This is a genomic window from Pseudomonas sp. Irchel 3F3 (genome assembly GCF_900187545.1).
Lineage (GTDB): Bacteria > Pseudomonadota > Gammaproteobacteria > Pseudomonadales > Pseudomonadaceae > Aquipseudomonas > Aquipseudomonas fortuita.
The window spans coordinates 457,197-472,959 of sequence record NZ_FYDS01000001.1; the positions used below are offsets into that span (position 1 = coordinate 457,197).

Consider the following 15,763-nt stretch of genomic DNA (forward strand, 5'->3'; position numbering starts at 1 on the left):
CCACCCGCTACCCAAGTAGCATTCGTCCCCCTTGCTCACCTTCGTACACTGACCCCTCAGCCACCCCGCGCCGGAGACCACGATGCAGCAGGCTCAAAACGACGGTGTGGTCCGCGCCATGTCCCAGGCTAACGACGCACGGCAGGCCGCCCAGGACCTGGCGCGCCAGTTGCTGCACCCGCACCTGGGTTTCGTGCTGTTCTTCTGTTCCGCCGAGTACGACTTGCAGGCCCTGGGCGAAGCATTGGAGCAGGATTTCGGCGGCATCCGCCTGGTCGGCTGCACCAGCGCTGGCGAAATCACCCCGCTGGGCTACGGCCGCAATTGCGTGACGGCGGTGGGCTTCGATCACCGGCACTTTTCGATTGCCACCGAATTGATCGATGAAATGGAGCACTTCAGCCTGATCGACGCGCAGCAGATGGTCGAGCGCCTGGTCGGCACCTGTCGCAGCAACACCCTGGCACCGATCAAGGGCCACAGCTTTGCCCTGACCCTGCTCGACGGCCTGTCCAGCCGGGAGGAGATGGTGCTGGCCGCCCTCAGCGCAGCCTTGGGGGACATCCCGCATTTTGGTGGTTCGGCAGGCGACGACAACTACCTGACCCGCACCCATGTGTACTTCGGTGGCGTGTTCCACAACGGTGCCGCTGTGGTGGTGCTGGTCAACACCTGGCTGGATTTCGAAGTGTTCACCACGCACCACATCCTCCCACGTGAGGAAAAACTGGTGGTAACCGGCGCCGACAGCGGCCAGCGTCGCGTCTTCGAGCTGAATGCCGAGCCTGCTGCGGAGGAGTACGCCCGCCACATCGGCGTGCCGGTGGCAGCGCTCGACTACCGGGTATTCGCTGCCCATCCGCTGGCCGTGCGCATTCATGATCAGTATTACGTGCGGGCGATCCAGCAGGTGCACCCGGACCTGAGCCTGAGTTTCTACTGCGCGGTGGAAAACGGCATCGTGCTTACCGCCATGACTCCAGGCCCGCTGTTGCCGAACCTGCACCAGCTGTTCGACGGCTTGCAGCAGCGCCTTGGCCCGCCGCTGCTGACCATCGGTTGCGATTGCTTTCTGCGACGCCTGGAGCTGGAAGACCGGCACGGCCTGGAGCCGGTCGGTGCGTTCTTGCGCGAGCAGCGGGTGATCGGCTTCAACACCTACGGAGAACAGTTCAATGGCATGCATATCAACCAGACCTTCACCGGGGTCGCCATTGCCCGCAACCGGCCTCCTGTCGGGCGCTGAACTGCAGGCCGAGGTCATCCGGCTGCAGCACGAAAACCACAAGTTGCAGCGAATCAACGGCGCGTTGATTGAACGCATCGAGTCGGGGGTAACGCGGGGTAACGACCCCTATGCGGCGTTCCAGCATTCGGTGGTGCTGGCCGAGCAGGTACGTGAACGCACTGACGCCCTGAACCAGGCCATGGCTGAGCTCAAGGCCGTCAACCGCCTGCTCAGCGAGGCCCGACAGCGGGCCGAGACCGCCCACCAGCACCAGATTCGCCTGATCACCGATAATGTCCCGGCGCTGATCGCTTACCTGAATGCCGATCTGGTCTACGAATTCACCAACAAGGTTTATGAAGAATGGTATTGCTGGCCGCACGGCGTGATGCTCGGCCAGAGCCTGCGAGAAGCCCACAGCGAGCAGCATTACCAGCGGCTGGAAGCCTACGTGGCGCGGGCGCTGGCGGGTGAAAGCGTCACCTTCGAATTTGCCGAAACCAACATCAATGGCCAGGAGCGCTACATGCTGCGCTCCTACGTACCGAACCGCCTGGCCAATGGCGAGGTGGTGGGCATTTTCGTGTTGATCCGCGACATTACCGAGCGCCGCAATACCGCTCAGGCGCTGCACCAGGCCTATCAGCACCTGGAGCAACGTGTGCGCGAACGCACCGCGGAACTGACCAGCCTCAACGACCAGCTACTGCGTGAGATCGAGGAGCGCAGCCGGGCCGAGTCGCGCCTGCGGGAGGCCAAGCGCGAGGCCGAACAGGCCAACCTGTCGAAAACCAAATTCCTCGCTGCGGTCAGCCACGACCTGCTGCAACCGCTGAACGCGGCGCGGCTGTTCACCAGCGCGTTGCTCGAGCGCCGCGAGCTGCAAGACAGTGCCCACCTGGTTCGAAATGTCAGCAACTCGCTGGAAGATGTAGAAAACCTGCTAGGCACCCTGGTGGACATTTCCAAGCTCGATGCCGGGGTGATCAAGGCCGATGTGGCCCCGTTCGCCCTCAGCGAGCTGATGGACAACCTTGCCGCCGAATACGCCCAAGTGGCGCGCAGCGAAGGGCTTGAACTGCATTTTGTAGGTTGTTCGGCGGTGGTGCGCAGTGACACCCAGCTGCTGGCGCGGATCCTGCGCAACCTGCTCAGCAATGCCATCCGCTACACCCGCAGCGGGCGCGTGGTGCTGGGCTGTCGGCGCCAACGTGGCGGCCTGCGGATCGAAGTGTGGGACAGCGGTATCGGCATTGCCGAAGAACACCTGGAAGACATGTTCCAGGAGTTCAAGCGCGGCGACGTCCAGCGGCCGGACCAGGACCGTGGCTTAGGCCTGGGCCTGGCGATCGTGGATAAGATCGCCGGCATCCTCGGCCACCGGATCCGGGTGCGCTCATGGCTCGGCAAGGGCTCGGTGTTCGCCGTCGAAGTGCCGCTGAGCGCCACCGCGCCCAAGCCCCAGCCAAGCCAGGTGATCTGCGAGCCGATGCTTGACCGCCTGGGTGGGGCGCGGGTGTGGGTGCTGGATAACGATGCGGCGATCTGCGCAGGCATGCGCACCTTGCTGGAGGGCTGGGGCTGCCAGGTGGTCACTGCGCTGTCGGAGGAAGACCTGGCGCGGCAGGTGGACAATTACCACGCCGAGGCCGACCTGCTGATCGCCGACTATCACCTGGACAACGACTGCAACGGTGTCGACGCCGTGGCGCGGATCAATGCCCGCCGCGCCCAGCCGCTACCGGCGCTGATGATCACCGCCAACTACAGCAACGACCTCAAGCAGCAGATCCGCGAGCTGGGGCACACCCTGATGCATAAACCGGTGCGGCCGATGAAGCTCAAGACGGCGATGAGCCACTTATTGGCCAGCAGCCTGACATAGCCGCTGGCCTTTTCGCAGGCTTCTGTGGGAGCGGGTTCACCCGCGAAGAGGCCGTTACAGGTCAACGCCTCAAGTAATCGGCAAAATCGATATCGCCGGCACTCAGGATCGCCTGCACCCGATTATGCACGTTCAACTTGCGCAAGATCGCCGAGACGTGCGCCTTGACCGTGGTTTCGGCGATATCCAGCGTGTAGGCGATCTGCTTGTTCGATTCGCCCTTGGTCATGCGCTCGAGCACCAGCAGCTGCTTGCGGGTCAGGGCCTGGAGCATTTCCGGCGGGAAGCTCGGGGTATCGTTGTGGCGCCGGCTGGTACTGCTTTTTTGCGCGCGGATGATGTCGGGTGGCAGGTAGACATTGCCATTGAGGATCTGCTCGATCGCTTCGATCATCTGCGAGCGCGGCGAAGACTTGGTGATGAAACCCACGGCACCGTAGGTGATGGCCTGCAGCACGATCTGCTTTTCCTGCTCGGCTGAAACGATCACGACCGGCGTGGTCGGCGCCTCGTTGCGCAGGGTGATCAGGCCGTTGAGGCCGTGCATGCCGGGCATGTTCAGGTCGAGCAGGATCAGGTCGAGGTCGTCGTGCGCCTGGGTCAATGCCAGGGCGCTGTCCAGGTCGGCCGTCTCCATGACCTCGCTGCCTTCAAAACCATCGCTGATGACGTTGTGGATGGCTTCGCGAAACAGCGGGTGATCGTCGGCAATCAGAATTTTGTACATGGCCTTTTCACCTTGTTTTTATTGGATGGGCACGCGTTCGCAGGCAAGTGATTCAGGGAAAGGGCACGGGTTGCGCCGGCTGCAGCGGCAAGTTGGCCTGTTGCCAGGCGTCCAGGCCGTCGCGGTACCAGTACAGGTTGTTATAGCCCAGGGCCTTGGCGCGTTTTACCGCGTTCCAGCTTAACCAGCAATCGGAGCGGCAGTAGAAGACCAGCGGTTGCTCTGGCTGCCCGGCGGTGGCTTTTTGCAGGTTACGCATGAAGTAGTCCTGCCAGGCCGGGCTCAGTTCACCGTCGCCGGTGTTGGCCAACCACAGGCTGCCGGGGAGGTTGCTGTGCGGCTCGTCTTCGATGAAGCGGCCTTGCAGCCATTGGCGGCGATAGACGTCCACCAGCACCGGCCTGGGGGCCTGGCCTAGCAGGCGTTGCAGCGTGGCGGTGTCGATGACCTGGCCACCTTCGACCTGTTGCGGGGTGGGGCTGCGGTAGAGCGTGGTGCGATAGCCTTCGGCGGAGAACAGTGGGGTGGTGTCGGCCTGGGCAATACCCAATGACAGACACAGCGAAAGGGCAGCCAGCAAGGGGCGCAGGGCACGTGGCATGGGGATTTTCCTTTTTGTTATAGGCCCATTACATGCCAGTGGCGGTGCTTTGTGAATGCGACGATTAGACAGCAAAGGCAGTACTAAAGTAGTAGCTTGCGGTTAAAAAGAGAGATGCCACTTCAGCCCTGACGCTCCTGCACAGAGCAAGCAACAGAAGCTCAGCGGGGCTTGCGCAGCGCCGCATGCTGGGGGTTGAAGGTGAGTACCGCCAGCAGGGTAAACAAGGCGGTCAACCCCAGGCACACCGCCAGCGCCAGCAGGTTCAACCGCTCATAAAGCGCAAACCTCACCAGTTCCACGGCATGGGTAAACGGGTTAACAGCACACAGCCAGTACAACCACTGGCTGGCCTCGCGCATCTTCCACAGCGGGTACAACGCCGACGACAGGAAAAACAGTGGAAAGATCACGAAATTCATCACCCCGGCAAAGTTCTCCAGCTGGCGGATCGCGTTCGACAGCAACAGGCCCAGGGCGCTGAGCATGAACGCCACCAGCAGCAATGCCGGCAGCGCCAGCAGCAAGCCCGCGGCAGGTGGCTGCACGCCGTAGAGCCAGGCGATGGCGAGAAAGGCATACACTTGCAGCAGGGAAATCAACGAGGTCGCCAACAGCTTGCTGCCCAGCAGGAACGGCCGCGGCAATGGGCTGGTCAGTAACACGCGCATGCTGCCCATCTCCCGGTCATAGACCATCGACAGCGAGCCCTGCATGCCGTTGAACAGCAGAATCATGCAGGCCAGTCCCGGAATGATGTACACCTCGTAAGGAATATAGGTGTCGTAAGGCTCGATGATGGCAATGCCCAGCGCCGCGCGAAACCCGGCGGCGAACACCAGCAACCACAGCAGCGGGCGCACCAGGGCACTGAGCAAGCGCGTGCGCTGCAACACGAAGCGCAGCCATTCGCGCAGCATGATGCCGTTGAAACATTGCCAGTAAGCGTTCATCGGGCGTCGGCTCCTGAGTGGGCGCTGGTCAGGCGGACAAAGGCGTTGTCGAGGTCGCCGCCGTGCTCCAGGCTCAGCGCATCGGCGGTACCACGGGCTACCAGGCGCCCGTGATGCAGAATCAGCAGGTCATCGGTGGGCTGCACTTCGTCCAGCAGGTGGGTGGTCCACAGCACACTGAGCTGTTGCTCGCGGCATAACCGGCGCAGGTGCTGGTTGAGCGCCAGGCGGCTGGCCGGATCGAGGCCGACGCTGGCTTCGTCGAGCAGCAGCACGCGGGGTTCATGCAGCAGTGCGCGGGCAATTTCCACCCGGCGGCGATGGCCGATGTTCAGCTCGCGCACACGATCGCGACGGCGTTCGCCAAGGCCCTGGCGGGCCAGTTCGGCTTCGACCCGTAGGTTGCTCTGGCGCCGCGACAGGCCATGCAGCGCGGCGTGGTAGCGCAGGTTCTGTTCAACGCTCAGGTCCAGGTCCAGGGTGCTTTGCTGAAACACCACGCCCAGCTGACGCAAAGCCGGGCGTGCAGCGTTGCGCAGCGAGCAGCCGCACACGCGGATGTCGCCGTGTTGCAGGTCGTACAGCCGGGTAAGCAGGGCGATCAAGGTGGACTTGCCGGCGCCATTGGGGCCCAGCAGCGCGGCGAAGCGCCCGGGCGCCAGGCTGAAAGCCACCTGTTTGAGCGCTTCGCGCTGGCCGTAGGCGAAGCTCACATCAATGACGTCGAGGGCATTCATGGTGTTACCACCACGCCCCAGGGGTAGCGCCCGACCTTCACCGACTTGAGTACCTTGAGGTTCTTCGCGTCGATCACCGAAACGTCGCCACTGACCCCGTTGGTGGCCAGCAACTGGCTCTGGTCCGGGGTGAACGCCAGCTGCCAGACCCGCCGCCCGACCAGCAGGTAATCGAGCACATCAAAGGTCGTGGCATCGACCACCGCCACATGGTTGGCCGGCCCCAGGGCGACGAACGCGTACTTGCCGTCGGCGCTGAGCTTGATGCCCACTGGTTGCACCTTGTCCGGGTGAACACCCTTGATCTGGAAATTCAGGGTTTTCAGCACCTGGCGCGTGGCCACGTCGAGAATGGTCACCGTGCCACCAATTTCCGCCGAGGCCCACAACCGCGAACCGTCCTTGTTGAACTCGACGAAACGCGGCCGCTGATCGACCAGGGTGCTGTCGGCCAAGGTCTGGGTGCTGGTGTCGATCCAGTGCAGCATGTTGGTGGTCTCACTGGTATTGACTGCCCACTTGCCGTCGGGGCTCACCGCCATGCCTTCGGGTTCGATACCGACGTCGATCTGCCCCAGCACCTTGTCGGTGACGGTGTCGATCACCGTCACCAGTGCGTCGTCCTCGTTGGACACATACAGCCAGCGGTCGTTGGGGTGCAGGGCAAACTGCTCGGGGTCCTTGCCGGAGGGCAGCTCCTTGATGATCTTGCGGGTGGCCACGTCCATCACCTGTACGCGGTCCGAGTCGCTGGCGCAGATGTACAGCAGCTTGTTGTCGTGTGACAGCAGCAGGCCGCGCGGGCGCTGGGCCACCGGCAGGGTCTCGGTGACTTCAAGGGTTTGCATGTCGATCAGGCTGAGGCTGTTGTCCTTCTCGTTGGACACCCAGGCAGTGGCGGCCATGGCCTGCCCGCTGGCCAGCGCCAGGGCGCCCGACAGCAGGCTGGGGTAAAGCAGGGCCCGGTGGAAGAGGGGGCGGCGCATGGCGAATTCCTTATTGTTGTGGTTATCGGGTCAGGGGTAGCTGCAGGTCACTTCGGGTTTGTCGTAGCCCAGGCTGTCCATTTCGTTGAAAGGGTGCAGGAAGCCCTCCTGCGGCGACGTGCTGACCAGGGCGCGCGGCTGCACCAGCGCGATTGGCTGGCGCAGTTCGCCGTTCCACGGGCGGTAGCTGAGCTTGCGGCCCTTGAAACCATCCAGTGGCAACTGTTCGCTGAGCAGCAGTTGTTGTAGCGCGCGGGGTTCGGCCTGGCGCAGCTTGCTGGCCGCGCTGGCAATGCTGCGCACGGCCATCCAGGCAGCAAAGTCACGGTCATTCATCCAGCGCCCGGCCTGGGCTTCGAAGCGTTTTTGCAGCTGCGCGGCGCCAAAGGTTTCCACGGTCTTGTGCCAGCCGGTGGGGGTGAGACCCTGGGTGCCGGCCACGGGGCGGGGGTACCAGGTCTGGTAGGGCAGGTACTCGCCAAAGTCGCCGCGCTCGTCGGCCACCAGTACAACGTCGTATTCGGCGGTTTGGGTGAACAGCGGCATGTCGGCCTGGGCGCTGCGGCGCTGGTCGTTGTCGAAAGTCCAGGTCTTTTCCGCGACCAGTTGCAGGCCAAAGCGTTTCATTGAGCGGCGCAGGGCTGCGGCGTAGGCCTGGTCGTCTTCGGTCTGGCCGGCCACCAGCAGCGCCCGCTGCCACTTGCGCAGCACCAGGAATTGCACCAGCGCATCGGCCAGCATGGCGCGCCCCGGCAAGCTGTGCAGCACATTGCCCAGGCACTGGCTGCTGCGCAGGCCGTCGTCGGGGCTGCCGGCGTTGAACAACAGGCTGTCGGGGAGGGCGGCAGACAACGCGCGCAGGCTGGCGGCCGGGGCATTCACCACGAACAGCCGCAGGCCTTGGTCGTGCTGCGCCCTGGCTGCCTGCAACAAGGCCTCCGGGCTGTCGACTGTGGCGGGGGTCAGCTGGAATTGCTGCTTCAGGAAGCGCCCGGTGCTGTTGCTGTCGACAACCGCCAGCTCGGCGCCCTGGCGCCCGGCATCGGCAGGCTCAGGAATGATGTTGGACAGCAGCGGGCCGGGATCGGGGCGATAGCCCAGGTAGCCGATGCGTACGTTTAGCGCGTCTGTGGGCTGAGCGGCGGGCGCCAGGGGCGCAGCCAAGGTCGCGGCCAGGGCCAGCAGGCAGGTCAGGGCAAGGTGGGCAGGCTGGCGCATAACACACTCCACGGCAGATGGCGCCAGCATAGGAAGCCCGCCGTGAGGGGGAAATATGCAGAAAGTAGCGCCAGGCCGGTACCAAGGTAGTAATTCGGCGCGGCTGTTGCGGTTTTACGATGGGCCACAACGCCCCGAGGAGAATCGCCTGTGCGCCTTGTCAACCTGTCGGCCCTGTGGCGGATCAACCTGTGGGTCACGTGCTGTTTCGCCCTGGTGACGCTGGCCTGTGCCGGCGCGCTGTTGCACCAGGCGGTGGCGGATGTCGAGCGTGAATTGCAGTCTGCCGAAGCGGTGGTGGCGTACCTCGGTGACACTGTCGAACGCGACCCGGCAAGCCTGCAACCCCGGCTGACCCAGAGCCTGCGCCATGTGCGGGTGCACTGGCTAGCGGCGGGTGAAGCGCTGCGGCTACCGGCGCGGAGTGGCCTGGATGCCTGGTTGGGCCGCCAGCTGTTTGACGAGCGCCACAGCAGCCGCCGGCTGCTGGACCTGAATGACGGGCGCCGGGTGTTGATTGCTGTCGATCCACGGGATGAGATCGATGAAGTCTGGGACTCCCTGCAGCAACTGCTGGGTTTGTGTGGCGTGGCCTGGCTGTTGAGCCTGCTGACCATCCGCTGGGCGGTACGGCGGGCCATGGGCCTGCTGGATGAACTGCTGTGCGCCTTGCGTCAGATTTCGGGCGGGCAGTTGACTGCGCGCTTGCGCGAGGCTGGCCTGCCGGAGGCACGCCAGCTGGCTACCTACTTCAACCACATGACCGCGACGCTGGAGCAGGCTCGGGCCGACAACGCCCGACTGACCCAGGCCCTGCTGGCGGCGCAGGAGCAAGAGCGCACCCAGCTGGCGCAGACCCTGCACGACGACCTTGGGCAATACCTGGCCGGTATTCGTGCCCAGCTCTGTCTGTTGCGTATGGTGGCTGAGCAGCCTGCGGTGGTGACACAGACGGCGCACGACCTCGAACTCAATTGCGAGCGCCTCCAGCAAGGCTTTCGCGCGCTGGTGCACAACCTGTACCCGGTGGCGCTGCACTACATGCCGCTGGCCGAGGCTTTCGGCCTGCTGGTGAGCCAGTGGCAGGCCAGCCAGGGTATCGAATGCCGGCTACGGGTTGGCGAGCACTTGCCGGCGCTCCCCGGGGCGAGCAGAACGCACTTGTACCGCTTGCTGCAAGAGGCACTGACCAACGTCGCTCGGCATGCCGGCGCGAGCCAGGTGCGGGTGCGCCTGCAGCGCAGTGCCAAGGGTTTGCGCCTGTTCATTCGCGACAATGGCCGCGGGGCGCACCCGCCCCAGCGCCCAGGGGTAGGCCTGCACTCGATGGCCGAACGCGCCCGTAGCCTTGGCGGGGAGCTGCGCATCTTGAGCCGGCCGGGTAGCGGCTGGGCATTGGCCCTGAACATTCCCAAGGAGGTGTGATGAATATCCTGTTGGTCGATGACCATGCCGTGGTCCGCCAGGGCTATGCCAGCCTGCTGCGGACGGTGTTGCCGGCGATGCAGGTACGAGAGGCGGCCAGTGGAGAAGAGGCCTTGACCCGTGTGCAGGAGCAAGTGCCGAACCTGGTGGTCATGGACTTCGGCCTGCCCGGTATCAGCGGCCTGGAAACCACCCGCCGCCTGCGCCAGCGCCTGCCTCAGCTGCGGGTGCTGTTTTTCAGCATGCACGACGAGCTGCCGCTGGTGCGCCAGGCGCTGGAGGCGGGGGCTTCGGGCTACCTGACCAAGAACTCGGCGCCCCAGGTGTTGATCGAGGCGGTGCAGCGGGTGTTGGCCGGGCATGCCTACATCGAACAGCCCTTGGCTACGCAGTTGGCGTGCACGTCACAGCAAGGCAGCAGTGACCCCCGCTTGCAGCGCATGACCCAGCGTGAACTGGAGATTTTCACGATGCTGGCCAAAGGTACGCCGATGCGGGTGATTGCCGAGCAGCTGTGCATCAGCGCCAAGACTGTGTCCAATCATTTGACCTTGCTCAAGAGCAAGTTGCAGGTCAGTTCGCATGCCGAGCTGGTGCACCTGGGCATCAACCTGGGGGTGGTGCGGGTGGCGGGGTGAGGTGTGTCAGCTGCGCTTGCTGGGGCTGCTTCGCAGCCCATCGCGACACAAGGCCGCTCCCACAATGACCGCGTACACACAGCAGTTGGTATATACGCGGTCATTGTGGGAGCGGCCTTGTGTCGCGATGGGCCGCAAAGCGGCCCCTGCTAACTGAACTCATTTGTCCCATGTATCCGGGCATCCCTTGCACCCCTCCATGTTGGCCTCCTGGAAGTTCCCGTAATGCTGCCGCGCCCCGCGCAAATCCGCACGCGCCAGGTTGCTCTGGCCAAACTTGGCCTCCTGCAGGTTGGCATCGCTGAGGTTGGCCCCTTGCAGATCAGCCTTGCTCAGCCAGGCCATCTCCAGGTCCGCCGCCTGCAAGTTGGCCTGCTGCAGCTTCGCCCCGGACAACCTGGCGAACTGCAAGAAGGCAGCACTGAGGTCGGCCTTTTCAAACTGTGCCCCTTGGGCGAACAAGCCCCAGCCCTGAATGGCCACCAGCTTGCTGTTGCTCAGGTCCGCCACACGCAGGTTGCTCTGTTGCAGGCTGGCACGGGTCAGGTTGGCGCCCTGCAGGCGGGCTTTTTCCAGGTTGGCCAGGTCGAGCCGGGCATGGCGCAGGTCGGCATCACGCAGGTCGGCGCCGGCCAGGTTCATCTTGCGCAGGTCCTGGTTGGCCAGGTTGGCACCGCGCAGGTTGGCCCCCGGGCATTGGCTGGCTTCGGCAATGACGCAGCCGTTGATGGTCAACGGGGCATCGTTGCCATCGTCGTCGGCGCTCACGGCCAAGGCAGGGGACAGTACCAACAGCAAGGCAAATGGCAGGTAGTTCATGGTGAAAGGCTCTCAGTTGGAACAGGGCAGTTGTGGGGCGGACCTGAATGCATTCGGGATAAGCGTTATGGGGCCGCAACGCGGCCCCATAACGCTTTACCTCAGGCAGTCAACGCTGCGCAGTCTTGTTGTCCCAGCTCGGGATCTTGAACACCCAGAACGAGCCGCCCTGAGCCACCGGCTTGGTCAGCTCGGCCATGTCGCCGCCCCACAGCGGCACCGCGCCGCCGTAGCCCACGGTCACGCCGATGTACTGCTCGCCGTCCTGCTCCCAGGTGATGGGCGGCGAGACGATGCCGCTGCCGGTCTGGAACTTCCACAGCTCCTTGCCCGTCTTGGCGTCGAAGGCCTTGAAGAAGCCGTCGCCAGTGCCGGTGAACACCAGGTTGCCCTTGGTTGCCAGTACGCCCGCCCACAGCGGCAGGTGCTCCTTGTGCTCCCACACCAGCTTGCCGGTGGTGGGGTCCATTGCCCGCAGGGTGCCGACATGGTCGTCGTACATGCGCTTGATACGGAAGCCCATGCCCAGATAAGCCGAGCCCTTCTTGTAGTTCACTTCCTCGGTCCAGTATTCCTCTTTCCACTGGTTGCCCGGGATGTAGAACAGGCCGGTGTCCTGGCTGTAGGCCATGGGGTTCCAGTTTTTGCCACCCAGGAACGGCGGCGAGACTTCCACCGGCTTGCCCTTGGTTTCACCGGGCAGCGGTTTGGCCGGGCGTTGGCCGGGGTTTTCCACCGGGCGCCCGGACTTCAGGTCGATATGGCTGGCCCAGGTGATGTTGTCGACGAAGGGGAAGGCGTTCTGTAGTTTGCCGTTGTTGCGGTCCACCACGTAGAAGAAGCCGTTGCGGTCGGCGTGCCCGGTGGCCTTGACCACCTTGCCGTCCTTGTCCTTGTAGTCGAACAGCACCAGCTCGTTGTTGCCGGAGAAGTCCCAGGCATCGTTTGGCGTGTGCTGGTAGAACCACTTCACCTCGCCGGTGCTGGGGTCGACACCGACCTGGCCTGAGGTGTAGAGGCTGTCGTAGTCGTGGGGGTTGCCATCCTTGGAGGTGCGCGCCCAGGTGTTCCAGGGGCCGGGGTTGCCAGCACCAACGATGATGGTGTTGGTCTCGGCATCAAAACTGGCGCTTTGCCAAGGGGCGCCGCCGCCGTGGCTCCAGGCTTCGACCTTGCCGGTTTCGGTGGTCGGGTCGTCTGGCCAGGACGGCGCCTTGACGTCGCCGGTCGGGGTGCTGTCCTTGCCGTTCAGGCGGCCCATGTGGCCTTCGACGAAGGGCCGCATCCATACCTCTTCGCCAGTGTCCGGGTCGCGGGCGAACAGCTGGCCGACCACGCCGAACTCATCGCCGGAGCTGCCGTGAATCAACAGCACCTTGCCGCTGGTCTTGTCTTTGATCAGCACCGGGGCGCCGGTCATGGTGTAGCCGGCGCTGTGGTCGCCGAACTTCTTGTTCCACACCACCTTGCCGGTATTTTTGTCGAGGGCGATGAGCCGCGCGTCCAGGGTGCCGAAGTAGATCTTGTCGCCGTAGATTGCCGCCCCGCGGTTGACCACGTCGCAGCACGGGCGAATGTTGTCGGGCAGGCGGTGGTTGTAGGTCCACAGGCGTTTGCCGGTCTTGGCATCGAGGGCAAATACCCGCGAGTACGAGCCCGTGACGTAGACCACGCCGTCGCTGACGATGGCCTGGGATTCCTGGCCGCGCTGCTTTTCGTCGCCGAAGGAATAAGACCAGGCCGGGGTCAGCTTGAACACGTTCTGGTCATTGACCTGGGCCAGCGGGCTCCAGCGCTGGGCATTGGTGCCCATGCCGTACTGCAGCACGTCCTGGGTGGTCAGGTGGTCGTTGGCGATGTCTTCCCAGGTGACGCTTTTGCCGGCAGGTGCAGCAGGTGCGGTGGCCGCTGTTGCCACATTGCCCAGGGCCAGGCTACCGGCCAGTAGCAGGACGCGCACGCTCAGGGCCAGGGGGGAAAGGGCGGGTAGCGATCTTATTGTCATGGTTGCAGTTCCCAGTGGAGGTTTTGGCCTGCACAGGGTGGGGCGGGGGCGCTGTCGCGGGATACGGAAAAAGTCCCGCCCTTGCCGGGAAGACTTCCCGAACGGCACCTCAATTGGCCCTTCGCCACAAGCCCTACTACCAAGGGAGTAAGGCCCGGCCACCAAAGCAGCATTCGAGCGTCCGCAGGCTGTTTCTAAGATGGCGGCACGGCCTCTGTGGTTGAGGCTTTGCGTGCAATGGTGAGGGCATAACAATGACAACAAAACGCAATGTGTTGCTTGCTGCAGGGCTGCTGGCCGCAGCGGTGCTGACCGGTACGGCCTGGGCTCATGGCAACGTGGTGCCACAGGCGGTGGAGACCAAAGGCCTGACCCCGATCAAGGACGCCGGCGTAAGCCTGGACGGCGACGGGTGGGCTGCAGTAAACCCTTACCGCAGCTCGCCCGAGCACGACAAGGCCGTGGAAATCGGCGCCTCGGCCTACAACCAGAACTGCGCTGCCTGCCATGGCCTGGAGGCCAAGTCCGGCGGTATTGCCCCAGACCTGCGCATGCTCGATGCCGGTGACGCCGGGGATGAATGGTTTGTCGAACGGGTACGCCATGGCGCGGTTCGCGATGGCCGTGTGTACATGCCGAAGATGGCCGACTACCTCAGCCAGGAAGCCCTGTGGGCGGTGCGCACCTACCTGGACAGCGTGCACGTCGAGGAGTGACGGCCATGCGTCTGTTTGCCGTGCTGTTTTGTAGCCTGCTGCTGTGGTGCGCGACGGCCCAGGCGCAGGTGCGCAACTACGACGCGATCATCGCCGCCGGTGAGCTGAAAGTGGCGGTGTACAAGGATTTCCCACCTTACAGTTTCGAAGACCACGGCAAGCCCCGCGGCGTCGATGTTGAACTGGCGCAGGCGTTGGCCTCGGCCTTGGGGGTACGTTTGCAACTGATCTGGGCACCGCCCGGGGAAAAGCTCGATGACGACCTGCGTGACTACATCTGGCGCGGCAGCCCGCTGCGCCACCAACAGCTGGCCGACCTGATGATGCGTGTGCCTTACGACCAGGCCTACGCGCAAAAGCGCAACGATCTGGGCGAGCTGGAAAACGCTCAGGTGGTGATGTTCGGCCCTTATCAGCAAGAGCGCTGGCAAGTTGCCTACGACCAGCGCCGCCTGACGGCGGTGGCCAGTGTGGCGGTGTTTCAGCAGCACCCGATCGGGGTCGAGGTGGACAGCGTGCCGTCGTTCTACCTCACTTCGGTGTTCAACGGCATGCTCAGTGCCAAAACCCACCACTACCCCGGCGTGCAGCAGGCGTTCAGCGCCATGCAGGCCGGCCAGGTGGACGCGGTGATGGCGATGCGCGGCGAAGTTGACTGGCAGTTGCACCAGGCCGCAGACCCGCAACTGGCCCTCGCGGAAAACGCCTACCCCAACCTGGGCAAGCAGGCCTGGGAAATCGGCATGGCCGTGCACGAAAGCAACCGGCAGTTGGCCTATGCCGTGGAGGAAGCCCTGGAGGCGATGATCCGCGATGGCCGGCTCAAGGCCATGTATGCCGCTTACGGCCTGCGCTACGAGGTCCCGGAGATGTATCAATAGCGGGGCACACACCTTCCCTGTGGGAGCGGGCATGCCCGCGAAGAATGCAACGCGGTGTCTGGCACCGGCTTCGCCGGTGTTCGCGGGCTTGCCCGCTCCCACAGGGCCTCGCTGAATCAGTGGCTTATGTGTTGTTCAATCAGGAGCAGGCCATGAACTGGCGAGCGACTTTCCTGCTGGCCTGCTGGATGCCTTGTGCAGCCCAAGCTGCCACCCCAGCCCCCCAGACGGACCCGGTGCCCTCGGTGATGTGGGACTTCTACCACAAGCAGCTGCTGGGCCAGGCCGCGTTCGTCTTCGATGAGCGCGTAAAGCTGCTGGCGCCGCCCTTTGCCGAGGACGCAAGGCAGGTGCCGCTGGAGATCGACGCCCGGGCATTCGCTGGCGAGGTGGTGCGGATAATTGCCTGGGCCGAACTCAACCCGCTGCCGCGCATTGTCGACTTTCAGCCCGGCGAGCGCGTGTTGCCCTGGTTGTCGATCCGTATCCGTATCGAACAGGCCACCCCGCTGCGCGCCGCCGTGCTGACACGCGATGGCCTGTGGCACGTCGGCTCAACCCTGATCGATGCCGCCGGTGGCGGATGTACCGCGCCCAGCGTGGTGCGCACCCAACCCGGTTGGGAAGACCACCTCGGAGAGGTGCTGGGCGGGCGCTACCCGCGTGGCGACAGCAGCCGCTTGCGCCTGCAGGTGGCCCACCCGATGGACAATGGCCTGGTCAGCGGTATTCCCGAGTTCTTCCTCAACCATGCCGAGTTGCTGGACGCGAACGGCCAGCGCCTGGCCAGCCTCGAGCTGTACCCGGCGGTCAGCGAAAACCCCAACCTGGGCTTCGATATCCAGGGTGCCGGGCCGACCCGGCTGCTGTTGCAGGACAACAGCGGCAACCAGTTCGAGGCGGCGGTGCCCTGACCGCGCTGCCGCACTTTACCCCTGACCAGA

At 64.2% G+C, this 15,763-nt stretch carries 15 protein-coding genes; 7 read left to right on the forward strand and 8 right to left on the reverse strand.

Annotated features, from left to right (window positions below; translation table 11 throughout):
• The first annotated feature begins 82 nt into the window (after window positions 1-82).
• Together nosP and CKW35_RS02110 are read left to right on the forward strand one after the other, a co-directional pair.
• Complete coding sequence (gene nosP / locus CKW35_RS02105; RefSeq protein ID WP_016486171.1) at window positions 83-1,246, forward strand: nitric oxide-sensing protein NosP; 1,164 nt, start codon at window positions 83-85, stop codon at window positions 1,244-1,246.
• A complete protein-coding gene (locus tag CKW35_RS02110; protein ID WP_095114904.1) occupies window positions 1,215-3,113 on the forward strand; it encodes a NahK/ErcS family hybrid sensor histidine kinase/response regulator in 1,899 nt (632 codons plus the stop codon). Before nosP ends, CKW35_RS02110 begins: the two co-directional genes overlap by 32 nt.
• Before the next feature lie 61 nt (window positions 3,114-3,174).
• Here CKW35_RS02110 and CKW35_RS02115 read toward each other — a convergent pair whose 3' ends face one another.
• The 6 genes from CKW35_RS02115 to CKW35_RS02140 all read right to left on the reverse strand — a co-directional run bounded on the left by CKW35_RS02115 (window position 3,175) and on the right by CKW35_RS02140 (window position 8,335).
• Complete coding sequence (locus CKW35_RS02115; protein ID WP_060516772.1) at window positions 3,175-3,840, reverse strand: response regulator transcription factor; 666 nt, start codon at window positions 3,838-3,840, stop codon at window positions 3,175-3,177.
• A 52-nt stretch (window positions 3,841-3,892) separates the two neighbouring features.
• The gene (locus CKW35_RS02120) at window positions 3,893-4,441 is read right to left on the reverse strand and encodes a PQQ-dependent catabolism-associated CXXCW motif protein (RefSeq protein ID WP_016486174.1); all 549 of its coding nucleotides are present in this window, start codon (window positions 4,439-4,441) and stop codon (window positions 3,893-3,895) included.
• A 161-nt stretch (window positions 4,442-4,602) separates the two neighbouring features.
• Window positions 4,603-5,394, reverse strand: coding sequence for an ABC transporter permease (locus tag CKW35_RS02125; protein WP_016486175.1), 792 nt, complete (start codon window positions 5,392-5,394; stop codon window positions 4,603-4,605).
• Window positions 5,391-6,131 carry an ABC transporter ATP-binding protein gene (locus CKW35_RS02130; RefSeq protein ID WP_016486176.1) on the reverse strand — a complete coding sequence of 247 codons (741 nt, stop codon included), beginning with the start codon at window positions 6,129-6,131 and terminating at the stop codon, window positions 5,391-5,393. Before CKW35_RS02130 ends, CKW35_RS02125 begins: the two co-directional genes overlap by 4 nt.
• Window positions 6,128-7,117, reverse strand: a complete 990-nt coding sequence (locus tag CKW35_RS02135; RefSeq protein ID WP_095114905.1) for a YVTN family beta-propeller repeat protein — start codon at window positions 7,115-7,117, stop codon at window positions 6,128-6,130. Before CKW35_RS02135 ends, CKW35_RS02130 begins: the two co-directional genes overlap by 4 nt.
• A gap of 30 nt (window positions 7,118-7,147) precedes the next feature.
• Window positions 7,148-8,335, reverse strand: a complete 1,188-nt coding sequence (locus tag CKW35_RS02140) for an ABC transporter substrate-binding protein (RefSeq protein WP_016486178.1) — start codon at window positions 8,333-8,335, stop codon at window positions 7,148-7,150.
• 150 nt (window positions 8,336-8,485) lie between these two features.
• Here CKW35_RS02140 and CKW35_RS02145 point away from each other — a divergent pair, with 150 nt between their 5' ends.
• Both CKW35_RS02145 and CKW35_RS02150 read left to right on the forward strand, forming a co-directional pair.
• Complete coding sequence (locus tag CKW35_RS02145) at window positions 8,486-9,760, forward strand: sensor histidine kinase (RefSeq protein WP_095114906.1); 1,275 nt, start codon at window positions 8,486-8,488, stop codon at window positions 9,758-9,760.
• Complete coding sequence (locus tag CKW35_RS02150; RefSeq protein ID WP_023046938.1) at window positions 9,760-10,398, forward strand: response regulator transcription factor; 639 nt, start codon at window positions 9,760-9,762, stop codon at window positions 10,396-10,398. Before CKW35_RS02145 ends, CKW35_RS02150 begins: the two co-directional genes overlap by 1 nt.
• Window positions 10,399-10,557: 159 nt before the next feature.
• Here the strand turns inward: CKW35_RS02150 and CKW35_RS02155 are convergent, their stop codons facing one another.
• Together CKW35_RS02155 and exaA are read right to left on the reverse strand one after the other, a co-directional pair.
• Window positions 10,558-11,217, reverse strand: coding sequence for a pentapeptide repeat-containing protein (locus CKW35_RS02155; protein ID WP_016486181.1), 660 nt, complete (start codon window positions 11,215-11,217; stop codon window positions 10,558-10,560).
• A 109-nt stretch (window positions 11,218-11,326) separates the two neighbouring features.
• Window positions 11,327-13,222 carry a quinoprotein ethanol dehydrogenase gene (exaA, locus tag CKW35_RS02160; protein ID WP_070086344.1) on the reverse strand — a complete coding sequence of 632 codons (1,896 nt, stop codon included), beginning with the start codon at window positions 13,220-13,222 and terminating at the stop codon, window positions 11,327-11,329.
• Window positions 13,223-13,476: 254 nt separating this feature from the next.
• Here exaA and pedF point away from each other — a divergent pair, with 254 nt between their 5' ends.
• The 3 genes from pedF to CKW35_RS02180 all read left to right on the forward strand — a co-directional run bounded on the left by pedF (window position 13,477) and on the right by CKW35_RS02180 (window position 15,733).
• Window positions 13,477-13,938 carry a cytochrome c-550 PedF gene (pedF, locus tag CKW35_RS02165; RefSeq protein ID WP_016486183.1) on the forward strand — a complete coding sequence of 154 codons (462 nt, stop codon included), beginning with the start codon at window positions 13,477-13,479 and terminating at the stop codon, window positions 13,936-13,938.
• 5 nt (window positions 13,939-13,943) lie between these two features.
• Window positions 13,944-14,819, forward strand: coding sequence for an ABC transporter substrate-binding protein (locus tag CKW35_RS02170; protein ID WP_095114907.1), 876 nt, complete (start codon window positions 13,944-13,946; stop codon window positions 14,817-14,819).
• A gap of 152 nt (window positions 14,820-14,971) precedes the next feature.
• Window positions 14,972-15,733: a quinoprotein dehydrogenase-associated SoxYZ-like carrier gene (locus CKW35_RS02180; RefSeq protein ID WP_095114908.1), complete on the forward strand. Its 762-nt coding sequence runs from the start codon at window positions 14,972-14,974 to the stop codon at window positions 15,731-15,733.
• The last annotated feature ends 30 nt before the right edge of the window (window positions 15,734-15,763 follow it).

What these genes read in the sequence shown, in the direction of transcription:
- CKW35_RS02155 (WP_016486181.1), bottom strand. Translation starts at nt 11,217, where the DNA reads ATGAACTACCTGCCATTTGCCTTGCTGTTGGTACTGTCCCCTGCCTTG.
- CKW35_RS02140 (WP_016486178.1), bottom strand. Translation starts at nt 8,335, where the DNA reads ATGCGCCAGCCTGCCCACCTTGCCCTGACCTGCCTGCTGGCCCTGGCC.
- CKW35_RS02170 (WP_095114907.1), top strand. Translation starts at nt 13,944, where the DNA reads ATGCGTCTGTTTGCCGTGCTGTTTTGTAGCCTGCTGCTGTGGTGCGCG.
- CKW35_RS02135 (WP_095114905.1), bottom strand. Translation starts at nt 7,117, where the DNA reads ATGCGCCGCCCCCTCTTCCACCGGGCCCTGCTTTACCCCAGCCTGCTG.
- CKW35_RS02115 (WP_060516772.1), bottom strand. Translation starts at nt 3,840, where the DNA reads ATGTACAAAATTCTGATTGCCGACGATCACCCGCTGTTTCGCGAAGCC.
- pedF (WP_016486183.1), top strand. Translation starts at nt 13,477, where the DNA reads ATGACAACAAAACGCAATGTGTTGCTTGCTGCAGGGCTGCTGGCCGCA.
- CKW35_RS02150 (WP_023046938.1), top strand. Translation starts at nt 9,760, where the DNA reads ATGAATATCCTGTTGGTCGATGACCATGCCGTGGTCCGCCAGGGCTAT.
- CKW35_RS02130 (WP_016486176.1), bottom strand. Translation starts at nt 6,131, where the DNA reads ATGAATGCCCTCGACGTCATTGATGTGAGCTTCGCCTACGGCCAGCGC.
- CKW35_RS02180 (WP_095114908.1), top strand. Translation starts at nt 14,972, where the DNA reads ATGAACTGGCGAGCGACTTTCCTGCTGGCCTGCTGGATGCCTTGTGCA.
- exaA (WP_070086344.1), bottom strand. Translation starts at nt 13,222, where the DNA reads ATGACAATAAGATCGCTACCCGCCCTTTCCCCCCTGGCCCTGAGCGTG.
- CKW35_RS02125 (WP_016486175.1), bottom strand. Translation starts at nt 5,394, where the DNA reads ATGAACGCTTACTGGCAATGTTTCAACGGCATCATGCTGCGCGAATGG.
- nosP (WP_016486171.1), top strand. Translation starts at nt 83, where the DNA reads ATGCAGCAGGCTCAAAACGACGGTGTGGTCCGCGCCATGTCCCAGGCT.
- CKW35_RS02120 (WP_016486174.1), bottom strand. Translation starts at nt 4,441, where the DNA reads ATGCCACGTGCCCTGCGCCCCTTGCTGGCTGCCCTTTCGCTGTGTCTG.